The organism is Streptomyces sp. NBC_01363 (assembly GCF_026340595.1).
Lineage (GTDB): Bacteria > Actinomycetota > Actinomycetes > Streptomycetales > Streptomycetaceae > Streptomyces.
This window is the reverse complement of sequence record NZ_JAPEPF010000001.1, coordinates 367,312-386,996: the sequence shown is the minus strand read 5'-3', so window position 1 is coordinate 386,996 and position 19,685 is coordinate 367,312. Positions and strand designations below refer to the sequence as shown.

At 69.0% G+C, this 19,685-nt stretch carries 17 protein-coding genes; 10 read left to right on the top strand and 7 right to left on the bottom strand.

Annotation, left to right across the window (positions count from 1 at the left end):
• Position 1: 1 nt before the first annotated feature.
• The 3 genes from OG611_RS01720 to OG611_RS01710 form a co-directional block, all read right to left on the bottom strand.
• Positions 2-694 carry a cyclopropane-fatty-acyl-phospholipid synthase family protein gene (locus tag OG611_RS01720; protein WP_266414818.1) on the bottom strand — a complete coding sequence of 231 codons (693 nt, stop codon included), beginning with the start codon at positions 692-694 and terminating at the stop codon, positions 2-4.
• Positions 695-1,606, bottom strand: a complete 912-nt coding sequence (locus OG611_RS01715) for a phosphotransferase (protein ID WP_266414815.1) — start codon at positions 1,604-1,606, stop codon at positions 695-697. It lies immediately after the preceding gene.
• 75 nt (positions 1,607-1,681) lie between these two features.
• Positions 1,682-2,431 (bottom strand): hypothetical protein, encoded by a 750-nt coding sequence (locus OG611_RS01710; RefSeq protein ID WP_266414813.1) that lies wholly within the window; start codon positions 2,429-2,431, stop codon positions 1,682-1,684.
• A 202-nt stretch (positions 2,432-2,633) separates the two neighbouring features.
• Between OG611_RS01710 and OG611_RS01705 the strand changes: the two genes are divergently transcribed.
• Both OG611_RS01705 and OG611_RS01700 read left to right on the top strand, forming a co-directional pair.
• Positions 2,634-3,989, top strand: a complete 1,356-nt coding sequence (locus tag OG611_RS01705; protein ID WP_266414811.1) for a tetratricopeptide repeat protein — start codon at positions 2,634-2,636, stop codon at positions 3,987-3,989.
• A 1-nt stretch (position 3,990) separates the two neighbouring features.
• Positions 3,991-4,521: an NUDIX domain-containing protein gene (locus tag OG611_RS01700; protein ID WP_266414809.1), complete on the top strand. Its 531-nt coding sequence runs from the start codon at positions 3,991-3,993 to the stop codon at positions 4,519-4,521.
• A gap of 50 nt (positions 4,522-4,571) precedes the next feature.
• Here OG611_RS01700 and OG611_RS01695 read toward each other — a convergent pair whose 3' ends face one another.
• Positions 4,572-5,501 carry a restriction endonuclease gene (locus tag OG611_RS01695; RefSeq protein WP_266414807.1) on the bottom strand — a complete coding sequence of 310 codons (930 nt, stop codon included), beginning with the start codon at positions 5,499-5,501 and terminating at the stop codon, positions 4,572-4,574.
• A gap of 333 nt (positions 5,502-5,834) precedes the next feature.
• Here OG611_RS01695 and OG611_RS01690 point away from each other — a divergent pair, with 333 nt between their 5' ends.
• A complete protein-coding gene (locus OG611_RS01690; RefSeq protein ID WP_266414804.1) occupies positions 5,835-8,051 on the top strand; it encodes a hypothetical protein in 2,217 nt (738 codons plus the stop codon).
• Positions 8,052-8,235: 184 nt separating this feature from the next.
• Here OG611_RS01690 and OG611_RS01685 read toward each other — a convergent pair whose 3' ends face one another.
• Complete coding sequence (locus tag OG611_RS01685) at positions 8,236-8,625, bottom strand: CPCC family cysteine-rich protein (RefSeq protein WP_266414802.1); 390 nt, start codon at positions 8,623-8,625, stop codon at positions 8,236-8,238.
• Positions 8,626-9,035: 410 nt separating this feature from the next.
• Between OG611_RS01685 and OG611_RS01680 the strand changes: the two genes are divergently transcribed.
• From OG611_RS01680 to OG611_RS01670, 3 genes are all read left to right on the top strand, one after another.
• Entirely contained in the window at positions 9,036-9,641 is a 606-nt protein-coding gene (locus OG611_RS01680) for a hypothetical protein (protein ID WP_266414800.1), read from the top strand.
• Positions 9,642-9,999: 358 nt separating this feature from the next.
• Positions 10,000-10,857: a peptidoglycan recognition protein gene (locus tag OG611_RS01675; protein WP_266414798.1), complete on the top strand. Its 858-nt coding sequence runs from the start codon at positions 10,000-10,002 to the stop codon at positions 10,855-10,857.
• A 96-nt stretch (positions 10,858-10,953) separates the two neighbouring features.
• The gene (locus tag OG611_RS01670; RefSeq protein WP_266414797.1) at positions 10,954-11,454 is read left to right on the top strand and encodes a levansucrase; all 501 of its coding nucleotides are present in this window, start codon (positions 10,954-10,956) and stop codon (positions 11,452-11,454) included.
• A gap of 124 nt (positions 11,455-11,578) precedes the next feature.
• Here the strand turns inward: OG611_RS01670 and OG611_RS01665 are convergent, their stop codons facing one another.
• Together OG611_RS01665 and OG611_RS01660 are read right to left on the bottom strand one after the other, a co-directional pair.
• Positions 11,579-14,257, bottom strand: a complete 2,679-nt coding sequence (locus OG611_RS01665; RefSeq protein WP_266414796.1) for a glycosyl hydrolase family 65 protein — start codon at positions 14,255-14,257, stop codon at positions 11,579-11,581.
• A gap of 104 nt (positions 14,258-14,361) precedes the next feature.
• Positions 14,362-15,459, bottom strand: a complete 1,098-nt coding sequence (locus OG611_RS01660; protein WP_266414795.1) for a threonine synthase — start codon at positions 15,457-15,459, stop codon at positions 14,362-14,364.
• A 230-nt stretch (positions 15,460-15,689) separates the two neighbouring features.
• On the opposite strand from OG611_RS01660, the gene OG611_RS01655 reads away from it, so the two are divergent.
• The 4 genes from OG611_RS01655 to OG611_RS01640 all read left to right on the top strand — a co-directional run bounded on the left by OG611_RS01655 (position 15,690) and on the right by OG611_RS01640 (position 19,673).
• A complete protein-coding gene (locus tag OG611_RS01655; RefSeq protein WP_266414793.1) occupies positions 15,690-17,276 on the top strand; it encodes a S8 family peptidase in 1,587 nt (528 codons plus the stop codon).
• 338 nt (positions 17,277-17,614) lie between these two features.
• Positions 17,615-18,367 carry a GntR family transcriptional regulator gene (locus OG611_RS01650; RefSeq protein ID WP_266414792.1) on the top strand — a complete coding sequence of 251 codons (753 nt, stop codon included), beginning with the start codon at positions 17,615-17,617 and terminating at the stop codon, positions 18,365-18,367.
• 467 nt (positions 18,368-18,834) lie between these two features.
• The gene (locus OG611_RS01645) at positions 18,835-19,074 is read left to right on the top strand and encodes an SPOR domain-containing protein (protein WP_266425456.1); all 240 of its coding nucleotides are present in this window, start codon (positions 18,835-18,837) and stop codon (positions 19,072-19,074) included.
• Positions 19,075-19,268: 194 nt separating this feature from the next.
• The gene (locus OG611_RS01640; protein WP_266425453.1) at positions 19,269-19,673 is read left to right on the top strand and encodes an NUDIX domain-containing protein; all 405 of its coding nucleotides are present in this window, start codon (positions 19,269-19,271) and stop codon (positions 19,671-19,673) included.
• The last annotated feature ends 12 nt before the right edge of the window (positions 19,674-19,685 follow it).

Genomic DNA, 19,685 nt, shown 5'->3' with positions numbered 1-19,685 from the left:
GTCAGCGTTTGCGGGCGGTGATCAGGAGGGTGGTGGGCCAAGGGTCGCGGCGCGGGTGCCGCAGCTCCAGCGCCGATGTGATGCGCAGGCCGGTCCGGGAGAGGTGGGCGTTCCAGCGGCGGGCGTCGAACTCCCATCGTGCGAGGGGCAGTCGGGTGCGGTCGGGCATGGTGACGTAGTCCTCGCGCGGACGGTCGTCCGTGGATGGATGTCTTCCGGCCCGTGCCGGGTGAGGGACGGAGAAGGCCAGCACACCGCCCGGTTTCAGGCGTCGGGAAATGGCGGCGAGGAGGAGCTCGGGGGCGACGAGGCCAACGGCGCCGAAGACGGAGTAGATCGCGTCGAAGGTCCGGCCGGTGGCCTGCAGGTGGTGCAGTGCGTGGCCGGCGGCGAAGGTGGCGCCGTCGATGTGGCCGTAGTGGGAGCGGGCCCGGCGTACCTGGAGGCCGACCAGGTCCACGCCGGTGGTGCGGGCTTGGTGGTGTTTCGCGAGGTGGGCCACGTTGTGGCCGGGGCCGCAGCCCAGCTCCAGGACGCGTTTGCCGCACAGGTCCCGGCCCAGGATCTCGGCGCCGGGACCGATGCCTGCGTGGGTGCTCCATTCCATCCGGGCCGGTGCGGTGAGGGCGTGCGCGGGGGCGGCGGCTGTGCGCTGGGCTGCGTGGGCGTACCAGGGGGAGACCTGGGCGATCACCTAGACCTCCAGGAGTTGGACCACGTCGTTCAGGTGGCGGCGGACGACGGGGATGTAGGCGGGGTCCTTGGCCGGGTCGTCGATCCAGCGGATGGCCTGCTCCATGAACCACTCCACGGCCCACATGCGGTGCCAGCCCAGTGCCCATGCCTCGGCGGCCAGGCCGCCCCGGGCGGCGAGGGCGTCTTCATGACCGCCGGCGGTGACGTACTGCTCCAGGAACACCCGCAGTCGGAAGCGGCTCGGCACGTCGGTGGTGCCGTGGTACGAGGCGAGGTCGATCAGGCCGGGGCCGGTGAAGGCGCGTGCGAAGTCGAGAAGGTGCCAGCCGTTCTCCCCGATGTGGACGCTCGTGGGGTGGAACTCGGAGTGGACCCAACCGAACGGGTCGAGCGTCGCACCCTGGACACGGGCCTCGGCCGCGGCGGAGATCTTCCCCAGCGCGGTCTCGACGTCGTCGCAGTCCGTCCAGCGGTCGGCTTTCCGCAGCCGCTGGAGGTGATCGAGGGCTCGGCCGGGCAGGGCTGCGAGGCCCGCCCCGTCGAGGAGGGGCAGGCCACCCGCCGGGCGGGCGGCGTGGAGCATGACGGCGGCGGCGACGCCGTCGAGGTCGTCTGCGTCCCGTACGGGGGTGCCGAGGTCGTCCATGAGCATCCCGAGCCACTTGTCCTGCATCGCGGTGGCGTGGAGGGCGGGGACCGGGAGGCCGCGCTGGTATGCCGCCCGCAGGGCTTGGGCCTCGCGGTCGAAGGGCTCCTTGGCGTACTTGAAAACGGCCGTGGTGCCGTCGGGGAAGGTGACGCGTTCGACGCCGGACATGCCCCAGACGCGAATTTCGGTACGTTCGGGGAGGGGCTTGCCGACGAGGGTGCACAGGTCGTCCAGCAGGGTGGCGGACAGGCTCTGGGTCATGGGGGTCTCCAGGGGACTGGTGGGCTCCGGGGCGGGCGCGAGCTGGCCCGCCCCGAAGCCGTACTGGGGGCGGGGCTACTCGGCTGCGGTCACGCGGTGGGCGTAGACCTGCTCGATCCAGCCCGCCTTGAACTCGGCCAGGTCGTCACGGAAGTTCGCCATCGAGGCACCGTAGGGTGCGACCACGCCGCCGGACTGGTCCGGCACGGACTGGCAGCCGTGCACGAGCCGGCCGCCGAGCGCGGCGTGGGACTTGATGGACTCGATCCGTCGGTGCTCGTTGAACCAGCCGCCGTGGTAGACCTCGTCCAGCATTCCGCCCGTCTCGTCGCCCAGGTCGAAGACGACGGACGTGGCGGCGGGGAAGAACCAGCACGGGCCGACGTTGGAGATGTGCCCGTCCAGCTCGACCTTGTTGAGCGCCATCAACGTGGCCGCCTCGCGCAGCATGCGCAGATGATCGGCAGTGATCTGCGGCAGGCCGAGGCCGGCCAGGTGCTCCTCGCGGAAGAGGTACGAGTACACCCCGTACGCCGTCGCCAGCACGCGGGCCGCGTCGGAGGTGGACTCGCCGTGCTTCTTGATGAAGTCGAGCGCGAGCTGCTCGACCGCGCTCCCGGTCGTCTCGTCCACGTCGAGGAGCTGCGCCTTCACCAACTCCCAGTCGGCGACGAGCCAGGTGCTGGACTCGAAGCGGAAGAAGTACTCGCCCGGGTCGATGGTGATGCGCCGACCGTCCACCTGGATGCCGGGCAGGCGGTTCCAGCGCGGGTCGAAGGCGTCGGGCAGCTCGACCGTGATGGTCGCGGTGTCGATGGTGGTCACCGTGTCTCCCTCTCTGATCGTCCGGGCAGGGGCACAGGAATGCCCGAACCCGGCAGGGCGTACGGAACTTGGGGGCCGCCCGACCCACGGTGCCGTGAGTGGGGCGGCTGTCGATAAGTGAACCGTCCGCTACGCAGAGTGGGTACGGTGTGACCGAGGTCAAGCGGTATACGCGGTTTACGGATCCGGAGCGGAGGCGATCGTGTCGGCACCGACCAGCGCCAACTCCCGCCTGCGCGACACGATCAACGCCGCCGGGTGCACGTACGACGCGCTCGCCAAGGACGTACGCCGCATCGCCGCCGAGAACGGCGAGCTGCTCCAGACCAACAAGTCGGCCATCTCCCACTGGGTGAGTGGTGCACGCGCGCCGTCCGGCCAGGCAGGGCAGTACCTTGCTGAAGCCCTCTCCCGGCGGCTGGGACGCGTCGTCACCCGAACCGAGCTCGGTCTCCACTCACCCGACGCGGAGCCGCCACCGGACACCGACCCCGTCACCGCGCTAACGGACCTCGGCCGCGCAGACGTCGAACGCCGCCGCTTTCTTGCCATCGCCGCCTTCACCACGGCCGGCGTCGCCATGCCGCTCCTGCACGACCACGAAGCCACCTCCCGCATGCTCCGTGCCCGCACCGCCCGCTCCCTCGTCGGCAGCGACGACATCGACGTCGTACGGCAGATCACGGCGGCCTTCAGTGCCGCCGACGAACGGCTCGGCGGCGGGCACGGCCTGACCACAGTCACCGCGTACCTCGCCGACACGGCAGCCCCTATGCTGCGCGGCCGATTCCCCACAGAAGCCTTACGCCAGGCCGCCTTCGGCGCCGTCGCCGAACTCGCCTACCTCGCAGGGTGGAAGCACCACGACCTCGGCCACGAAGGCGCCGCCCAGCGCTACTACCAGGTCGGCTACCAGCTCGCCTGCGAAGCCGACCCCCACGGCCATGCGGCCTGGATGATGCGCGCCCTCGCCCACCAGTCCCTCAGCCTCAAGCAACCCCACCACTGCGTGGACCTCGTCAAAGGCGCCCTCGCCCGTGGCCTCGGCCACGTGGACGGCCAGACCGAAGCGCTCCTCCACATCACGCACGCCCGCGCTTACGCAGCCGTCGGCGAGAACCCATTGGCCGCCCGCGCTCTTCTCGCCGCTGAAGACGCACTCCTGCGCGAGGACGGGCCCCAGCCCAGCTTCTCCCGCGTCAGCGGCCCTGCCGCCGGCACCGTGGCCAGCCACACCGCCCGCACGCTGACCGACCTCGCTGACCACATCGGAACGGAACAGCAGCACCGCGACGCGCTCACCCGCTGGGACCCGGAGAAGTACAAGCGCGTCCACGCCCTCACCCACGCCGACCTCGGCGACAGCCTCGCCGCCCAGGCCCGAGCCGACGAAGCGGTCGCGGCCTGGACTCAGGCCCTCGTCCTCATGGAGGGCATGACCTCCGACCGCACCCGCAAGGCGATCACCTCGATCCGCTCCACGCTCGCGATCTACCAGCGCCGCCGCGTCCCCGGCGCCGCAGATCTCGCCCGCCGTGCTCGGGAGGCCCTCGCCTAACATGCCCAACAACCCACCCGACGAAAGGAACCCTGTGACCCAGCAGACCGACGACCAGCCGAAGGCCCTCAAGCCGGCGCTCGAATCGATGACCCTGCTGGTCGCCGCCGTCATTGTCCACGACAAGGCCACCAACCGCGTCGTGCTCCTCCAGCGCAGCGAGAACGCCAAGTTCGCCCAAGGCATGTGGGACCTCCCCGTCGGCAAGAGCGAACCAGGCGAGCCCATCACCGAAACCGCTGTCCGCGAGCTCTACGAGGAGACCGGCCTCACCGTGAAGCCGGAGTCCCTCAAGGTCGCCCACATCATCCACGGCGCCTGGGGCGTAGAAGCCCCCAACGGCTTCCTCACGGTCGTCTTCGCCACCCACGAATGGACCGGCGAACCCGAAAACCGCGAACCTCGCAAGCACTCCCAGGTTCGCTGGGTCGATGCCAACGCCATCCCGGACGCCTTTGTCGACACAACTGCCAGTGCTCTCCATCAGTACCTGCACGGCAGTTCCCAGGTGTCACTTGACGGGTGGCATTAGGGTGCAGTGCCTTCCGTCGACTCTGGCTTGACGGAGACGGGCTGTTTCGGCTATTCACCCGGGAACATTGTGGCTGGAAAGTAGCAGCTTCCGGTCTCATTTGCGTGACGCTTCTTGCGTCGCAAAAGTTCGTCGAGCGTGAGGCGCCCGTCGAGAACATAGAAGAAATCGAGCCCCTCCATCGTCAGGAACGGCGTACTCTCCCTGTACGCTTCTCGGGCTCCGCTAGTGAATCCATTTACGCTGATAAAGATTCCAAGCGAATTTTTCCCCTTCCGCCTCACCTTTTCATTGAAGCTGTAGAGGTGGTGGGGCTGGATCGCCTCCTGCCACCACTTGGCTTCAACGATGTAGTCGTCCGTGTCGAAGGTGAGCGAGCCGTCGATTTGCTCGTACTCCAGGCTGTATGCCAGGCGCGGTTCCATGTCGAACAGCCTGAATACGTCATTCAGGAATGGCTCGAAGAGCCTGCCTGCCTGCTGGCGATTATCCATGCGCTCCAGTTCGAGGAAGCGTTCTCCAAGAGCGGCAAGCTTAGCTTCAAAGCCATGCTGGGCCTCCACCACAGCGCGGTACGTGAGAAGCTCATCATCGAACTGCGACTGTTGCTCGTGGGCAACGCGCTGGCGGTCCACCAGCCCCCTGAGATGGTCGACTGCTTCCCTTGCTTCGGCGATCAATGATTCGGCGCTCTCGTGCCGTTTCAATGCAGGGAAACTCGTCAGTTGAGAAATCTCCGCCATCATCCGAAATGAAAGGTCGCGGTATTGGCGTTCATTTGCCATCAACCGGTCCACGAACTCATCTGCGGTGGCCCATTTGTAGCCGCTGAAGTCCATGTGGGCCAGCAGCGAAGGGTGGTCCGTAGCCCACAAGCGGATGAATCGTTCGAGGTCACGCTTGTACCAGAAGATCGATTTGAGCGCGCCGGCCAGGGCTCCGTAGGCGGCTGGGCTGATCGGCTGCGGCGGGGGTGTCACGGCGGAGTTCCTTGTCGGGTCGACTGCTTGGCGCGTGAAGTCGCGTTGGGATTTCTAAGTTCTAGCGCAAGAGTGCAGGGTTGCGTATCCAAGTCCACATATGTCATTGAAGATGGATAGATTCTTGCATGGTGCGCTCAATATTCAATTGCAATCGGTCATTTTCGTTCATTTTATGGCATCGGCTTCGTATTTCTAACGTGGCGCGTAAGCATGGGTTCAACGGACTCGCCTGATGGGATGGGTTGGCTTGGAAAAGGGAAGGCCTCAAGGGTGCGCTCGATCTCTCCGGCAGTGGTCTCGGTAAGTCCGGCGATTTAATGGGGAGAAATAGTGGTTGAGAACGCTCAGGCGGGGCTATTTCCGCGCCCTGCCTCTTTGGAAATGCAGCGCAAATGGGTGGAAGCGGGTCTGAATACCCCAGGGGTGAACGTTCCGCGTGAGGCGCTGTTCAATTTCGCCCCCTTCGTGGTCGATCCGGAGTCCATGCTGACCGAGCAGGTCGGGATGCGGATGTGGCGGCCAGATGCCCTGCGGCGGCTCCATACCGATGCAGGGGACATGTTGATCGCAGTGGTGCGGATGCACGGCGCTGGGGGAAGTGTCTGGGAACACAACGAGCGGATCAGCTCGTTGTGGCACTCGCCTGCCAATCCGGCACCGGCGCGGGAGGATGAGAGCTCGCTGTCCGCAGTGCGTCCCTACGTCCAGCAGGTGGCTGACGGCTCGACTCAGGAGTTTGCGGCCGTGGAGAGCGTGGCCGAGAACCGCGAGTCACTGGTCGCGAATCTGGAGAAGGCTGCGTCGGCGCTGCGCGAACGGGAAGGCCACCGTGCCTATGATCTCAGGCAGGACCTGATCCTGAACGGGCAATTGGAGCCGGGCCTCTACGTCGCGCAGCACATCCTCATCAAGGAAGCACCGCTACAGGGTCGGGACGGACGTCCGCTGCATCCGGCCGAGCACTGGCAGTGGATGGCGGTCCGGGGCAACAACCGGACGCAGCGGCGCCACGAGATTTTCCGGCTCTCGTCCGCCGATGTGGTCGCCGGTGTCCCGGTCAAGAAGATCGGAGGGAGCGGGGAAGACGTCGTCTTTGATCCGAACGACTGGCTCACGCGCCTCTCCGACCTACTGAACGAGGAATACGCATCGCACTCCGTGGCCATGAGCCCTGCCGATCCTGACGACGACTCCCGTGCCGTGCAGGCTGCCAGGCTCGCGGTAGTGGAGTCCCACCTGGTCGTGGGCACCTCGGCACCGCGCAGGCTCTACCGCATCGCACAGATGAGCAATCGGCGTGACCACGTTCATATGCCGCTGGAGTTCACCCCGAACGACCGAGGACGGGCACTCGGTCGCAGCGTGCTCGGAATGTACGTGGCTGAGGGAGTGCTCGACGAAAGGGTCGCGGAGGTTCTGTCAGGAGGCGTGCCTATTGCGGGGCTGCCAGGACTGCCTGCGGATGCGACGGTGTCGGAGCGGCGGGATATCCGTTCGATGATGCTTCTCCGGGAGCTGTTTCCGGTGGAGCGGCGCAAGCGGTTGCTGATCCGACGGGCACTCAGCGAGGCGCCGCCGTCCCAACTTAGTGCTCCGGAGGCCAACCGGAGGGCGCGGGTCTGGTCGGCCATGACCTCGGAGAGCTTTCCAAGCCCGTGGAACCCGCGGATCGCGGAGGTTTTCCAGCTGGGCGATGTCCGAGACGGTCTCAATCCCTCGGACCGGCGGTTGCCGGAGCTGCTTGCCCAGGCGGACACTGATGACGAGGCATTCGAGGAACTCATCTCCTTCCGGGCGGCACATTGGCTCGCAGCCTTCGACATCATCGACGCGGACCGGGGATCGCTGACCGGGCAGAAGACTGACGACGACGGAACCAAGGCGGACCGCGTCCGGCGGACAGTCAAGAACAACCTGATGGCCATGCGGAACAACCGCCGCAAGGCGGTGGGTGCCCTGCGGGAGCTGGCAGCTGCGATGGACGAGGGGGACCGTCGCCCGCGGAAGGTCTCGGCAACTGGCGAACCCCTGCTGGAACCGATGAACCGGGCGTGGTTCAACCGAGAGTTCCCCAAAGAGGCGGGAGTTCGTGGGCGGGGGGTGCCGAAACCACGGGTCAACTCCGCTGCGCCGCGGCCAACCGCGCAGTCCGCTCGCCCGGTGGTCGGCAACGGTGCGATGGCGGTGCCCGGCGAGGAGCGGCCGGCACCTGAAACAAGGAGCGGTCCTGTTCGGTCGCCCGAAATCGCGCCGACCCATCCGGCGCCGGATGAGGTTCAGCCTCCGAGTCTCGAAAGTGTCCCTGCCACCGACCCGGCGCCCAATTTGGCAGTGAACCTGGAACAGCAGGTGGGGGTGCTTGTCCACGACGTCGGGAGATGTCAGGAGCTTGCCGAGTCTCTGGCAGTGCAGGCGAAGCCGGGAGGCCGCTCACTGACTCGGGACCAGGCAGACAGCATCGCACTGGGCTTGATGACGGCTGAGGTGGAGATCCGCCGGTTGCGGGCGAAGCTGGATGGACTTGCCGAGCCGCTCGCAGGTCCGTGAGAGGCTACTGGGTTCGTTCGGGCCGTGCCTGCAGCTACGGCCGAGAGTCGAGAGGCAGCTTCTTCCTCGAAGGGGGCAAGTGGTCGCGCTCGTTGTTGAAGGGCCATCGCCGCCCATTCCCCGGCGGCGTACGAGGCGTCGTCATCTCCGTTGAGTTGTTGGACGAGGGCCTCGACGGGGGACGTCATGATGCCGCCGGGTGATCGCGACGCCAGAAGGTGCGCAGCCACCAGCAGAGCACCGAGCGGTCGTCGGGCCACGGGGCGCGGTCCTCGGCTTCCCAGTCCTCGAAGGAGTCCCTCGTCAGATCGACGGGGTGCCAGGCGGGGTCGAGCGGCTCGTCCTCGGCCGGCGGGCGGACGAACCGCCGGCCGTGCTCGTTGCAGGCGCCGAAGTCTTGGTAGTTGCGCTGGGCCTCGATCAGGGAGACCTCGTTCGCCCCGCCAGCCATGGTGGGCCAGCGGAACTGGACCCCGTCGTCCTCCCAGAAGCAGACGGGGCAGATCTCGTACGAGCCGGGCATCGCGTCCAGCACGCGGTGCCCGCAGCAGGGACAGGGGTAGGAGTCGCTCACCTGCGCAGTCTCCTTGCAGGCCCCGCCGGTGTGCCAGGGATTTCGCAGCCTCGGAGCCCCCGGCTAGTCCGCAGCCAGTCCGCAGGACACCCGTAAACGGCCGTCGGGAGCCAACGCGTGCCAACCGGGAAATACCAGGTCAGAGCCCTGGATGGGCTCCGCCGCAGGTCAGGATCAGTCCGCAGACATTCCGCTTCAATGTGTAGCGGCTGACCTATCACGGTGGCGGTGGCGGTGCGGGGCCTGCGGGCCTGGGACGGGGCCGCCGGACGGGAGCCGGCCCTCGCCGGGGCGGGCAATGGTTGCCCTGTTGGTTCCGGACCCGCGCCTCATTGCCGCGTCGGTTGCCCCGTGATCGGAGACAGGCAGTGGGCCGTACTTCACACTGTCGCTCCATGGGGAACACCTTGATGACCACGGTGATCGCGATCGTCGGCACCCTCATGGGCAGCGGATTGACGGCGTTTGTCACGGCACGAACGGAGCGGCGCAAAGATGAGGCACTTGAACGGCAGCAGATACGCCAAGAGGGCGCACAGGACCGCACCCAGCTTCGAGAACTCCGCGTCGAGCATCGAAAGTGGCGGAGGGAGCGCAGACAAGCCGCCTACCAGGGCCTGATGGACGCGGCACATGAAGCGCAGGGCGCTGTCTGGCAACTCTCACGGCTGACTCTCGACCCCTTTGACCAGCAGCGCTATGACGTCAGGCGCGGCGCGGCCATCGATGCGGTACGGGCGACTCTGCGGGCGGCCCATACGGTGCAGCTCGAAGGGCCGCCTTCAGTGGCTGAGGCCGCGGCGGAGTATGCCGAAGCCGTCGACCAGCACATCGGCCCGCCTGTTCAGTACCTGATCGAGCTGAGCGAGGGGCCGGTGAGCGACACGGTGAACGAGCGGTATCAGGCCGGGGCTGCCGAGACGGCCACGCACCTGGAGAACATGCACCGGCGGTTCGTCCCGCTCGCAAGAGAGGCTCTGGACGAGCTCATGTCCGAAGCCGGTGAGCGCCCGTAGAGTCCCGGTCAGTCGGTGGGTGTCGGGCAACGTCTCGCCCCGCCCCGCCGTGACGCCTGCGGCTCCCGTGCGGGGATGGCCCTCCCGCGCTGGACGGGGTTGGGATGACCTCCTTGCAATTCACGTTTTCGCGGGTGGGAGCTCTATGCCTCACGTTCCGCCGCGTGCTGTCGTCGTGCTCCGTGCGGCAGTTGGGTGATGTGCCGTCGTGCTCGCCTGTCTGCACTAACCCGGCGCGCGCCGGAAACCTGTCGCCGCAAAGCTGTGGGCATACGCGCTCCCGCCGACATCCCGGCGAAAGACGAAGAAGGTTTTCCCTGTGCGTCTGTACCGAATAGCGCTGTGGGTCACGGTTCCCATGGCGCTTCCCCTCCTGGCGGCCCCTGCCGGAGTGGCGACGGTCCGTGCCGTCCGCGACACGACTCCCGAAGGGTCCCTATCCGCATGGCAGCCCGAAGCGGTCGCGCAGCCGGCCGTGCCGGACGTCGACATCGGGCGGCCGTTCCCGGCCCTCGGGGCCACGTCGATGGTCCTGCCCCGCACGGTGCCCCGGCCCGCCATCGTGTCCCGTGCGCAGTGGCGGGCCGACGAGACCAAACGTGACCCTCGGGCCCACTACGCGGAAGGCGTCAGGGCGGTCTTCATCCATCACACCGACACCCCCAACGGCTACGACTGCGCGAACGTCCCCCGTACCCTGCGCAATCTGTATACGGGCCAGACCCGTGACCGGAGTTGGGGCGACCTCGGCTACAACTTCCTCGTCGACAAGTGCGGCACCATCTACGAAGGCCGCGCCGGCGGGGCCGACCGGCCCGTCGTCGGCTCCCACACCCTCGGGTTCAACCAGGGCACAGCGGGCATCGCGGCGATCGGTACGTTCGGAGCGGGGGCATCGGTACCGGCAGCCATGGAACACGCCATCGCGGCCCTTGCCGCATGGAAGCTCGGCCTGAGCGGCATCGACGCCGCCGACAAGGTGCGGCTCACCTCCACGAACGGCAAGAGCCGCTACGCCAAGGGCACTTCGGCCGAGTTCGACGCCATCTCCGGCCACCGCGACGGCTTCGCCACCAACTGTCCCGGGGATGCGCTGCGCGCCAGGCTCCCCGCGATCCGGAAGCTGGCCGCGCGCCTCCAGGGCAGGCCCCCGCGAGCACCCTCGGGCGCCCGTCTCACCGCGAGCCCGGGGAACGGCCACCGCAGCAGTCGCTGACGGTCCGCCGGAGGCGGCGCGCGCCCGGGGCCGGTGCGCAGGATGTCCGTCGCCCCGTATTCCACGAACCGGGCCGGTCCGTGGACAATCTCGGCCATGAGCGAAGAGTCGATACGGAACTACCTGGTCTCGGTCGAGAGCCGACTGGCGGCCGATGCCTGCGCCCCGCGCTGGGAGGACTGGTCCGGAGTCCCGGTCCTCGTCGGGCGGCGGGCCGACTTCCGGATGCGGTGGGCGGCCACCAATCTGCATCTGTTCACCGTGGCCGCCGCCGTGCCCGAGGTCACCGTGCCCGTCATCGACACATTCACCACGCAGGTGCTCGCGTACGCCAAGAAGAACAAGGGCGGTCTGCCCGTCGGGATGCAGACCGGTGTCGCGGCCTTCCCCGTTCTCGTCAGTGATCGCATCGATCCGGCCGCGATGGCGTGGGCGGAGGAGAAGCAGCGCAATCAGTTCGCCTGCTTCGCGCGCCCGGTCGTGGTCGACAGTGCGCAGGGCTACGTGGGCATGTACCGCGGGAAGCCGGCCCTGGGGCGGGCCTATGCCTCGCATCTGATCGAGAAGGGCGCCGGCTACTTCCATCCGCAGGGCTGAGGCGCCGGGGCCGCAGCCGATCGGGGGAACTGCTCGGCCGCTGCTACGGCTTCGGCAGCAGGTTCCACGCCCACGCCCGCGCCCGCGCCCACGCCCGCGGTCGGCGTCTCGTACGCCCGCCCGGCTACGGCTGCGTGATCCTCAACTCCCGTACGCCCGCAGGCTTCTGCGCGTCATCGGACTCGACCGTCAGCCGTACCAGGCGGGCCACCGCCCCCGCACGGTACGGCCGCCAGTACGTGCCGTCGGGTGATGTGTCCAGGTGGTACGAGGAGGGGCGCGTGTCCGCCCACTCCGGTTCGGCCGCGGTCACCGCGCCCGTACGCCCCAGGTCCACCGTCAGTGCGCCCGTCGCGCCGTCCGGGGACCAGGCGGTGGCCTGACTGCCGTCCACCGCGGCGGCCGCGTACAGGCCGGGGGCTTCCGATGTCGCCGTCGCCGGGCGGCAGCGGGCCGCGTCGGTCGTCGCTGCGAGGTCGGGGCGGCGGGTGGGGAGTGCGAGCGTGCGGGTGAGCAGGCGGGGGCCTGCGGGGGAGTGGATGGTGAAGGGGGCGCCGGAGGTCAGCCGGACCGTCGTCGTCCGGGGGCCGATCGCGAGGTCGTACGTGCGGCCCCGGTAGCGCAGGCCCGTCAGTGTGACGCCGCTGCCCAGTTGCGGCGGCAGCATCGGATCGAGACGTACCCCGTCCTCCCGCAGCCGCAGGCCCGTCAGACCGTGCGTGAAGATCTGGAGGAACCCGCCCTTCCCGGTGAGGAAGTCCTCGGCGGGGAAGCCCGAAAGAGGGTCCTGGGCACCCGACTTCGTGCCCCGGGCCTCGCTGAAGAGGGCGTACGGGCCGCGCACGAACGGGCGGACGGCACGCTGGAGATAGGTGTACGTTGCGCAGCCGGGCTCCCCGATCGTGGCCGCGTCGATCGCATGGACCGAGTCGGTCATGGCCGGGCCGTCCGGGTCGGTGCGCTCCGCGTAGTAGTCGAGGGTGGACGCGGCGGCGCCCGGCTCCATCGGCCACTCCAGCGGGTAGATCAGCAGCACCGTGTCGGCCTGCTTGATCGTCGAGCCGTTGTAGCCCGCGTACTGGAGGAAGAGCTTCCGTGCGGGGTCGTACGGGATGCGCAGGCCGTCCGCGATCCGCGCCCACTCGGCCGGTGCGGGGTGTCCGAGCAGTCGCGCCGCACGGGTGGCGTTGCGCAGGGCGATGACCGCGACCGCGTTGGTGAAGACTCCGTCGTTGACACCGTTGCTGTACTCGTCGGGGCCCGCGACATCCTTTACCGAGTAGCCGCCGTCGTCGTCGGCGGTCACCCGCGAGGCCCAGAAGTCGGCGATCCCTTCGAGCAGCGGCCAGCCGCGCTCGGCCAGCCAGTCGCGGTCCCCGGTCGCCAGGTAGTACTGCCAGACGGCCAGCGAGATATCGCCCTGAAGATGGTTCTGGGTGACGCAGTGCGGGGGGTTCCAGCTCTGGCACTCGGACCACAGATCGCCCCCGCTCGCGCTCGTCCACGGGTAGAACAGGCCCTGGAACCCCAGCTTCCGGGCGTTGGCGCGGGCGGCGTCGCGGGTGCGGTAGCGGTACTCGACGACCGGGCGGGCCAGCTCGGGGCGGGTGGCGAGCAGCCCCGGGTACATCCAGGTCTCGGCGTCCCAGAACACCATTCCGGCGTAGTTGTCGCTGGTCAGACCAGCCGGTGCGATGCTGTCGCGCGAACCGGCCCGGATGGAGGCCAGTAGTCCGTACTGTGCCGCCCGAAGCCACTTCTGCAGTTCGGGGCTGTCCGGTACGGAGATGTCGGCCGCCCATGCCCGCCGCCAGGCGGCCGCGTTCGCGGTGAGCACCCCGGACCAGCCACGCCGGGCCGCGCGCCGGGCGGCGTCGCGGGCGGCGTCGCGGGGGGCGGGGGAGGTGAGCGCGGTGTCGATGCCGACGTACTTCTCGAAGGTGTACGTACGCCCGTCGCGCACCCGGTGCGTGCTCCGCGCCGCGACCGGCGCTCCGGCCCCCGGCGCTCCGGCCCCCGGCGCTCCGGAGCGCACGGTCTGGACGATCGCGCCCGTGGTGCCGGTGCCCCGGGTGCGGAACGTTCCGTCGTCGTCGAGATCGAGCCGGCGCGCGCCCCTCGGGTCGAGGCGGCCGGTGATGGTCGCGGTGCCGCTCCAGTGCGGTGTCATGCGCAGGCGTACGGCACCGGTGTGCACATCGGACCGGTCGGCCAGCACCTCGTACGTCAGGTCGGTCGCGCGCCCGTCGGTCGTGGTCCACCGCAGCGACGTGCGCACCAGTCCGCAGCGCAGGAAGAGCGTCTGACGGTAGTGCGAGATCCGGCCGGGGGGCGTGTCGGAGCCATAGGTCTCGTCGCCGACGCGTACGTCGAGGTCGGTCCAGCTCGGCAGTGCGGCGACCACCTCGCGGCCGGCGGCGAGATCCTTGTCGCGCCCGAACAGGCCGGAGACGAACGCGCCGTCGTAGCGCGGGGTGAACAGCGGCCAGCCGGTCTTCTCGCCCGAGACGGCGTATCCGGCGCCCGCGGGGGGCACCCGGTGACCCAGGTAGCCGTTGCCGGTGTAGGGGTCGTAGCCGGCTGCCTCGCCGAAGCGGGTGGATGTCGGGGCCCAGGAGGGATCGGTGTCCCGGCCGCAGGCGGTGGTCGCCGTGGAAGGGGCGGAAGGAGCGGAGGGGGCGGAAGGGGCGGAAGGAGGCGCCGTCGCGTACGAGAAGGGGCTCGGAGACGCGATCAGGGCGCCCGCGACCAGGGGCGCGAGGGGCGCGAGGGACGTGAGGAGACAATTGCGCGAGAGGCTCACCGTACGAAGGTAGGGAAGCGCCTGCCACGTGGCGGTGCGCGGCACGCGGGGTGAACGGCTGACGGGGCGGCAGGCGTGGCAGCGGACGCCGGTGGACTGCTCCGTCAGGTCGCGAGACCGGTCTTGAGACCCGCGCCGCACAGGGGGACGACGACGCTCCGGTCCGTCCAGCCGCCGACCGCGGCCCAGCAGGCGACGCCCGTCGTCTCCACGTAGAACCCGCGGGCGGCCAGATCCAGCTGTGCGGAACGGATCTGATCCTCGGTCACCGTGAGGAAGGTGCCGCCCGATTCCCGGACCGCGGCCAGGATGGCGCGGGCGCGCGGCGGGCGGGGGATGGCGATGCCCTCGGCGAGGGTGGGTGCGGCGGGGCCGGCCGGGGTGTCGGGCAGTCCGTCGGCGTCGGCGCGGAAGGCGGCGGCCAGTGGGGAGACGGCCTCGGCCTGTACGGCGATCAGCGCCGGGCGCCGGTCGATCAGCCCCTGGGCGTGCAGTTCGGCGGTGGCCAGGGCCGCGCCGAGGAGAAGGGTGCCGTTCCCGACCGGTACGGCGATGGCGTCCGGAAGCCGGCCGCCGAGGTCTTCCCACATCTCGTACACATACGTCTTCGTGCCGTGCAGGAAGTACGGGTTGAAGACGTGCGAGGCATAGAAGGTGCCGGGGGCGTCGGCGGCGGCACGGGCGGCGGCCGCGGTGGCCTCGCGGTCGCCGGGGACGATCTCCAGGCGGGCGCCGTGGGCCCGGATCTGCTCGGTCTTCTTCGGGGACGTGCCCTCGGGGACGTACACCGTGCAGGGGAGCGAGGCACGGGCGCAGTACGCGGCGACGGCCGTGCCGGCGTTGCCGCTGCTGTCCGCGACGACGCGCTCGGGCGACAGCCGACGGGCCAGCTCGGCGAGCATCACCGCGCCGCGGTCCTTGAAGGAGAGCGTCGGCATCAGGAAGTCGAGCTTGGCCGAGACCGTGCCGGTGAGCGGGACGAGCGGGGTGCGGCCCTCGCCGAGCGTGATCGCGGGCGAGGAGAGGGGCAGCACCTCCTCGTAACGCCACAGTGAATTGACGCGCCCGGCCAGGGAGTTGAGCGAGAGCGCGCCGGCGGCTTCGAATTCGAGGTCCCAGGGGCCGCGGCAGACCGGGCAGCACCAGGTGAGAGCGGTGGTCTCGGCGCGGGTGCCGTCCTGCGGGCAGATGTATGCGGGCATGCCCGTAAGCATGTCAGGCGTGTGGCAGCCCCGTGGCGAAGGTATTGCGGAGCTCAACACACCCTTGTGCGATTTCCAAGAATCGGTCAATCTTTCGCTGTCGGCAGGGCCGTGGACAGTGTGGAACCCGCAGCAGCTGATTGTCATGCTCATGCCGTCCGGCCCCTGTTCCGTCTCGACCGCACGTGAACCCCCCCCACCAGAGCACCGCAATCGAGGAGGACCCCCACATGTCAGTGACGCGGCACACCCCCCACGCACGCCGAAGAATCGCCGCGGCGAGTGTCATAGCCGGTGCGGCCCTCGCGCTCTCCGGCGCGGCGGTGTTCCCCGCCTCGGCGTCCGGGCCGGCGGCGGAGGGCCGGATCCAGAACGCGGGCGCCCCGGGCACCATCAGCGGCAGCTACATCGTCACGCTCGACGAATCGGCGGCCGACGCGGGTTCCGCGAAGGGCAAGGCGCTCGCCGAGGAGTACGGCGCCAAGATCAAGAAGACCTACCGTGCCGCCGTCAACGGCTACGCGGTGGAGCTCTCGGAGGGCCAGGCGAAGAAGTTCGCCGCCGACCCGGCCGTCGAGTCCGTGGTGCAGAACCGGACCTTCAGGGTCACCGGCACCCAGCCCTCGCCGCCCTCCTGGGGACTCGACCGGATCGACCAGAAGTCCCTTCCGCTGAACCAGAGTTACACCTACCCCGACAAGGGTGGTGAGGGTGTCACCGCGTACATCATCGACACCGGTGTGCGGATCACCCACAGCGACTTCGGTGGCCGGGCCTCCTACGGCTACGACGCCATCGACAACGACAACACCGCGCAGGACGGCTACGGCCACGGCACCCACGTGGCGGGCACCGTCGCCGGTTCGGCGTACGGCGTGGCCAAGAAGGCGAAGATCGTCGCCGTCCGGGTCCTCGACGACAGCGGCTCCGGCACGACCGCGCAGGTCGTCGCGGGCATCGACTGGGTGACGGCGAACGCCGTCAAGCCCGCCGTGGCCAACATGAGCCTGGGCGGCGGGGCGGACTCGGTGCTCGACGCCGCCGTGCGCAAGTCCATCGCGTCCGGCATCACCTATGCCGTCGCCGCGGGCAACGAGTCCACCGACGCCTCCACGAAGTCCCCCGCGCGGGTCACCGAGGCCATCACGGTCGGCTCCACCACCAGTACCGACGCCCGCTCCAGCTTCTCCAACTACGGCAGCGTGCTGGACATCTTCGGCCCGGGTTCGTCGATCACCTCGGCCTGGAACACCGGCGACAGCGCCACCAACACCATCTCCGGTACGTCGATGGCGACCCCGCACGTGGCCGGCGCCGCGGCCCTCCACCTGGCCGACCACCCGAGCGACAGCCCGGCACAGGTCTCCGCCGGACTGGTCGCCGCGGCCAGCACCGGAGTGGTGACCAACCCGGGCACGGGCTCACCGAACCGGCTGCTGAACGTCGGCGGCGGCACCACCACTCCGCCGGGCGGCAAGAAGTTCGAGAGCACGACGAGCTACGCCATCGGCGACAACTCCACCGTCGAGTCGCCGATCACCGTCACCGGTGTCACCGGCAACGCGCCGGCCACGCTGGGCGTGCCCGTGAACATCACGCACACCTACAGCGGCGACCTGAAGATCGACCTGGTCGCGCCCGACGGTTCGGTCTACAACCTGAAGGCTTACGGGACCGGTGGCAGCGCCGACGACGTGAACACCACCTACTCGGTGAACGCCTCGTCGGAGGTGGCCAACGGCACCTGGAAGCTGCGGGTCGCCGATAATGCGGCGGGGGACACCGGGAAGATCAACTCCTGGGGCCTGCAGTTCTGATGACGACAGTTCCGACGACGACGGTCCCGGCGGCGACGGCTACGGAGGCGACAGTCCCGGCGACGACGGTTCGATGACGATGCGTCCGTGACGCGTCGGAGAGGTGGGGCGGCTGCTTCGGCGGTCGCCCCACTCCTCCGTGGGGCCGAATGCGGTTGCGGCCAACCGGAGGAGGGGATGAGGCGTGAGAAGAGCTGAGATCCTTCTGGTGGCCAGCAGCCGGATATGTATGAGGGCAAGGCGAATCATCACTTCGGGTGAATCTTTGGCCTGTGCTTGCGGTTCGCAACCGACGGTTGTCAGGCTGTTGCAGACTGTCAATCTGTTGGGAGTGGCCTGTGACTTTCGGTGAGCAGCCCGCGTATTTGCGCGTTGCAAGCGATCTGAGAGAGAAGATCGTCAATGGTGCGCTGCCGCCGCATACGCGCCTGCCTTCGCAGGCCCGTATTCGCGAGGAGTACGGAGTCTCGGACACCGTCGCGCTGGAGGCGCGGAAGGTGCTGATGGCCGAGGGCCTGGTGGAGGGGCGCTCCGGTTCCGGCACGTATGTGCGTGAGCGCCCCGTCCCGCGGCGGATTGCCCGCTCCGGCTACCGGTCCGCGGCCGGCGCCAGTCCGTTCCGTCAGGAACAGACGGCGGAGGGAGTGCGCGGGACGTGGGAGTCCCGCAGTGAACAGGAGGGGGCGAGCGCCGAGATCGCCGAGCGCCTGGGTGTCGAGCCCGGCGACCGGGTGATGCGGACGGCATACACCTTCCGTGAGGCGGGGGAGCCGATGATGCTCTCCACCTCCTGGGAGCCGCTCGCCGTGACGGGGCGTACACCGGTGATGCTGCCGGAGGAGGGCCCGTTGGGCGGTTGCGGGGTGGTCGAGCGGATGGCCGCGATCGATGTCGTCGTGGACAACGTGGCCGAGCAGGTCGGCGCGCGCCCGGGGCTGGCGGAGGAGCTCCTGGCGCTCGGCGGCGTGCCGGGTCATGTGGTGATGGTGATCGAGCGTACGTACTACGCGTCGGGTCGCGCGGTCGAGACGGCGGACGTGGTGGTGCCCGCCGATCGCTTCCGGATCGCCTATCACCTTCCGGTCAGGTGACCGGTGCGCGGAGGCGCCGTCCGGCGCCGGTGACGGCACGTTGACGCCCGGCCGGTTCCCGTAACCGAAGGGCGATCACCGGCCGCAATAGGTTGTCATGTACCGCTCCTGCCGTCGGATCCGTACCCGCACACCGGACGACGGGCGGGAAGCCGGCGACGACGGACGTACGCGCCGCACTCCTTCCGGCGCTGGTCGCCGGCCACGGTCGCGGGTAGCGCACTCGGCGGGATCGTCTATTTCGCCGACCTGTCTCGCCGACCTGTCTCGCCGACCTCGCGATCGGCGCCTCGACCATCGCGGTGCCGGAGGCGGGGTAGCGGCGGCGGACGGCACTGACACAGGGGCGCATCCAGCTGGGTGCGCCCCCCTTGTCGGCCGGATCGGTATCTCTTTGTGTAATTACGTATCCGTTGCGTGAAGGTCAGGCGTACGCTCGGGCATATGCGTACTGCGGTTTCCTGGGGATCTTTAGTGACGTGCACGACGTTCGAGGGAGGGGCGCGATGCTGGGGAGGGACGCGATGAGCGACAGCGGTGCCGCTCTCCCGTGGCTGGTCATAAGGCAGGACGACAACGGCAATCGCTATCGCGTCGGCAGATACGCCACGCAGGGCGAGGCCCAGAAGATCGCCGACAAGCTCGATGAACACGGGCACAAGCAGCTCTACTGGGTGGAGCAGGCCGGGCGGAGCACCCGGCCGTAGAGCGACCGCGAGGAGCGCGGCGGGCGGTGGTCGCGCTCCGGCGCGCGACCGGGTCTGCGTTCACCGAGCCGGTCGCCGTGCTCCGTCACCCGAGCCGGTCGCCCGCCGGTCCTGCGGTTGTGAGGGCGTTCCGGCAGGCGGCTTCCGCCCCGCTAAGGTCCTGTCCGACCGGGTTGCACATGAACGAAGGCGGAATGATGTCGGTCCTGATCGACACGGTGGCATGGGTGCGGGTGGAGAACGGCAGGATCCTCTGCGCACGACCACGAGGGAAGGACGTCTTCTACATCCCCGGTGGCAAGCGGGAGGGCCGGGAGACCGACCTGCAGACCCTGCTGCGTGAGGTCGAGGAGGAGCTGACCGTGGCCATCCTCCCGGCGACGGTGTCCCACATGGGTACGTACGAAGCGCAGGCGCACGGCCATCCGGACGGCGTGGTCGTGCGCATGAGCTGCTACGCCGGTGAGTATCACGGGACGCTGGCCGCCAGCAGCGAGATCGAGGAGATGGCCTGGTTCTCCTACGCCGACCGATCGCTCGTCCCGCCGGTCGACCAACTGCTCTTCGACGACCTCAAGGCCGCCGGCGCGCTGGCCTGAGCCGTCCCCGTC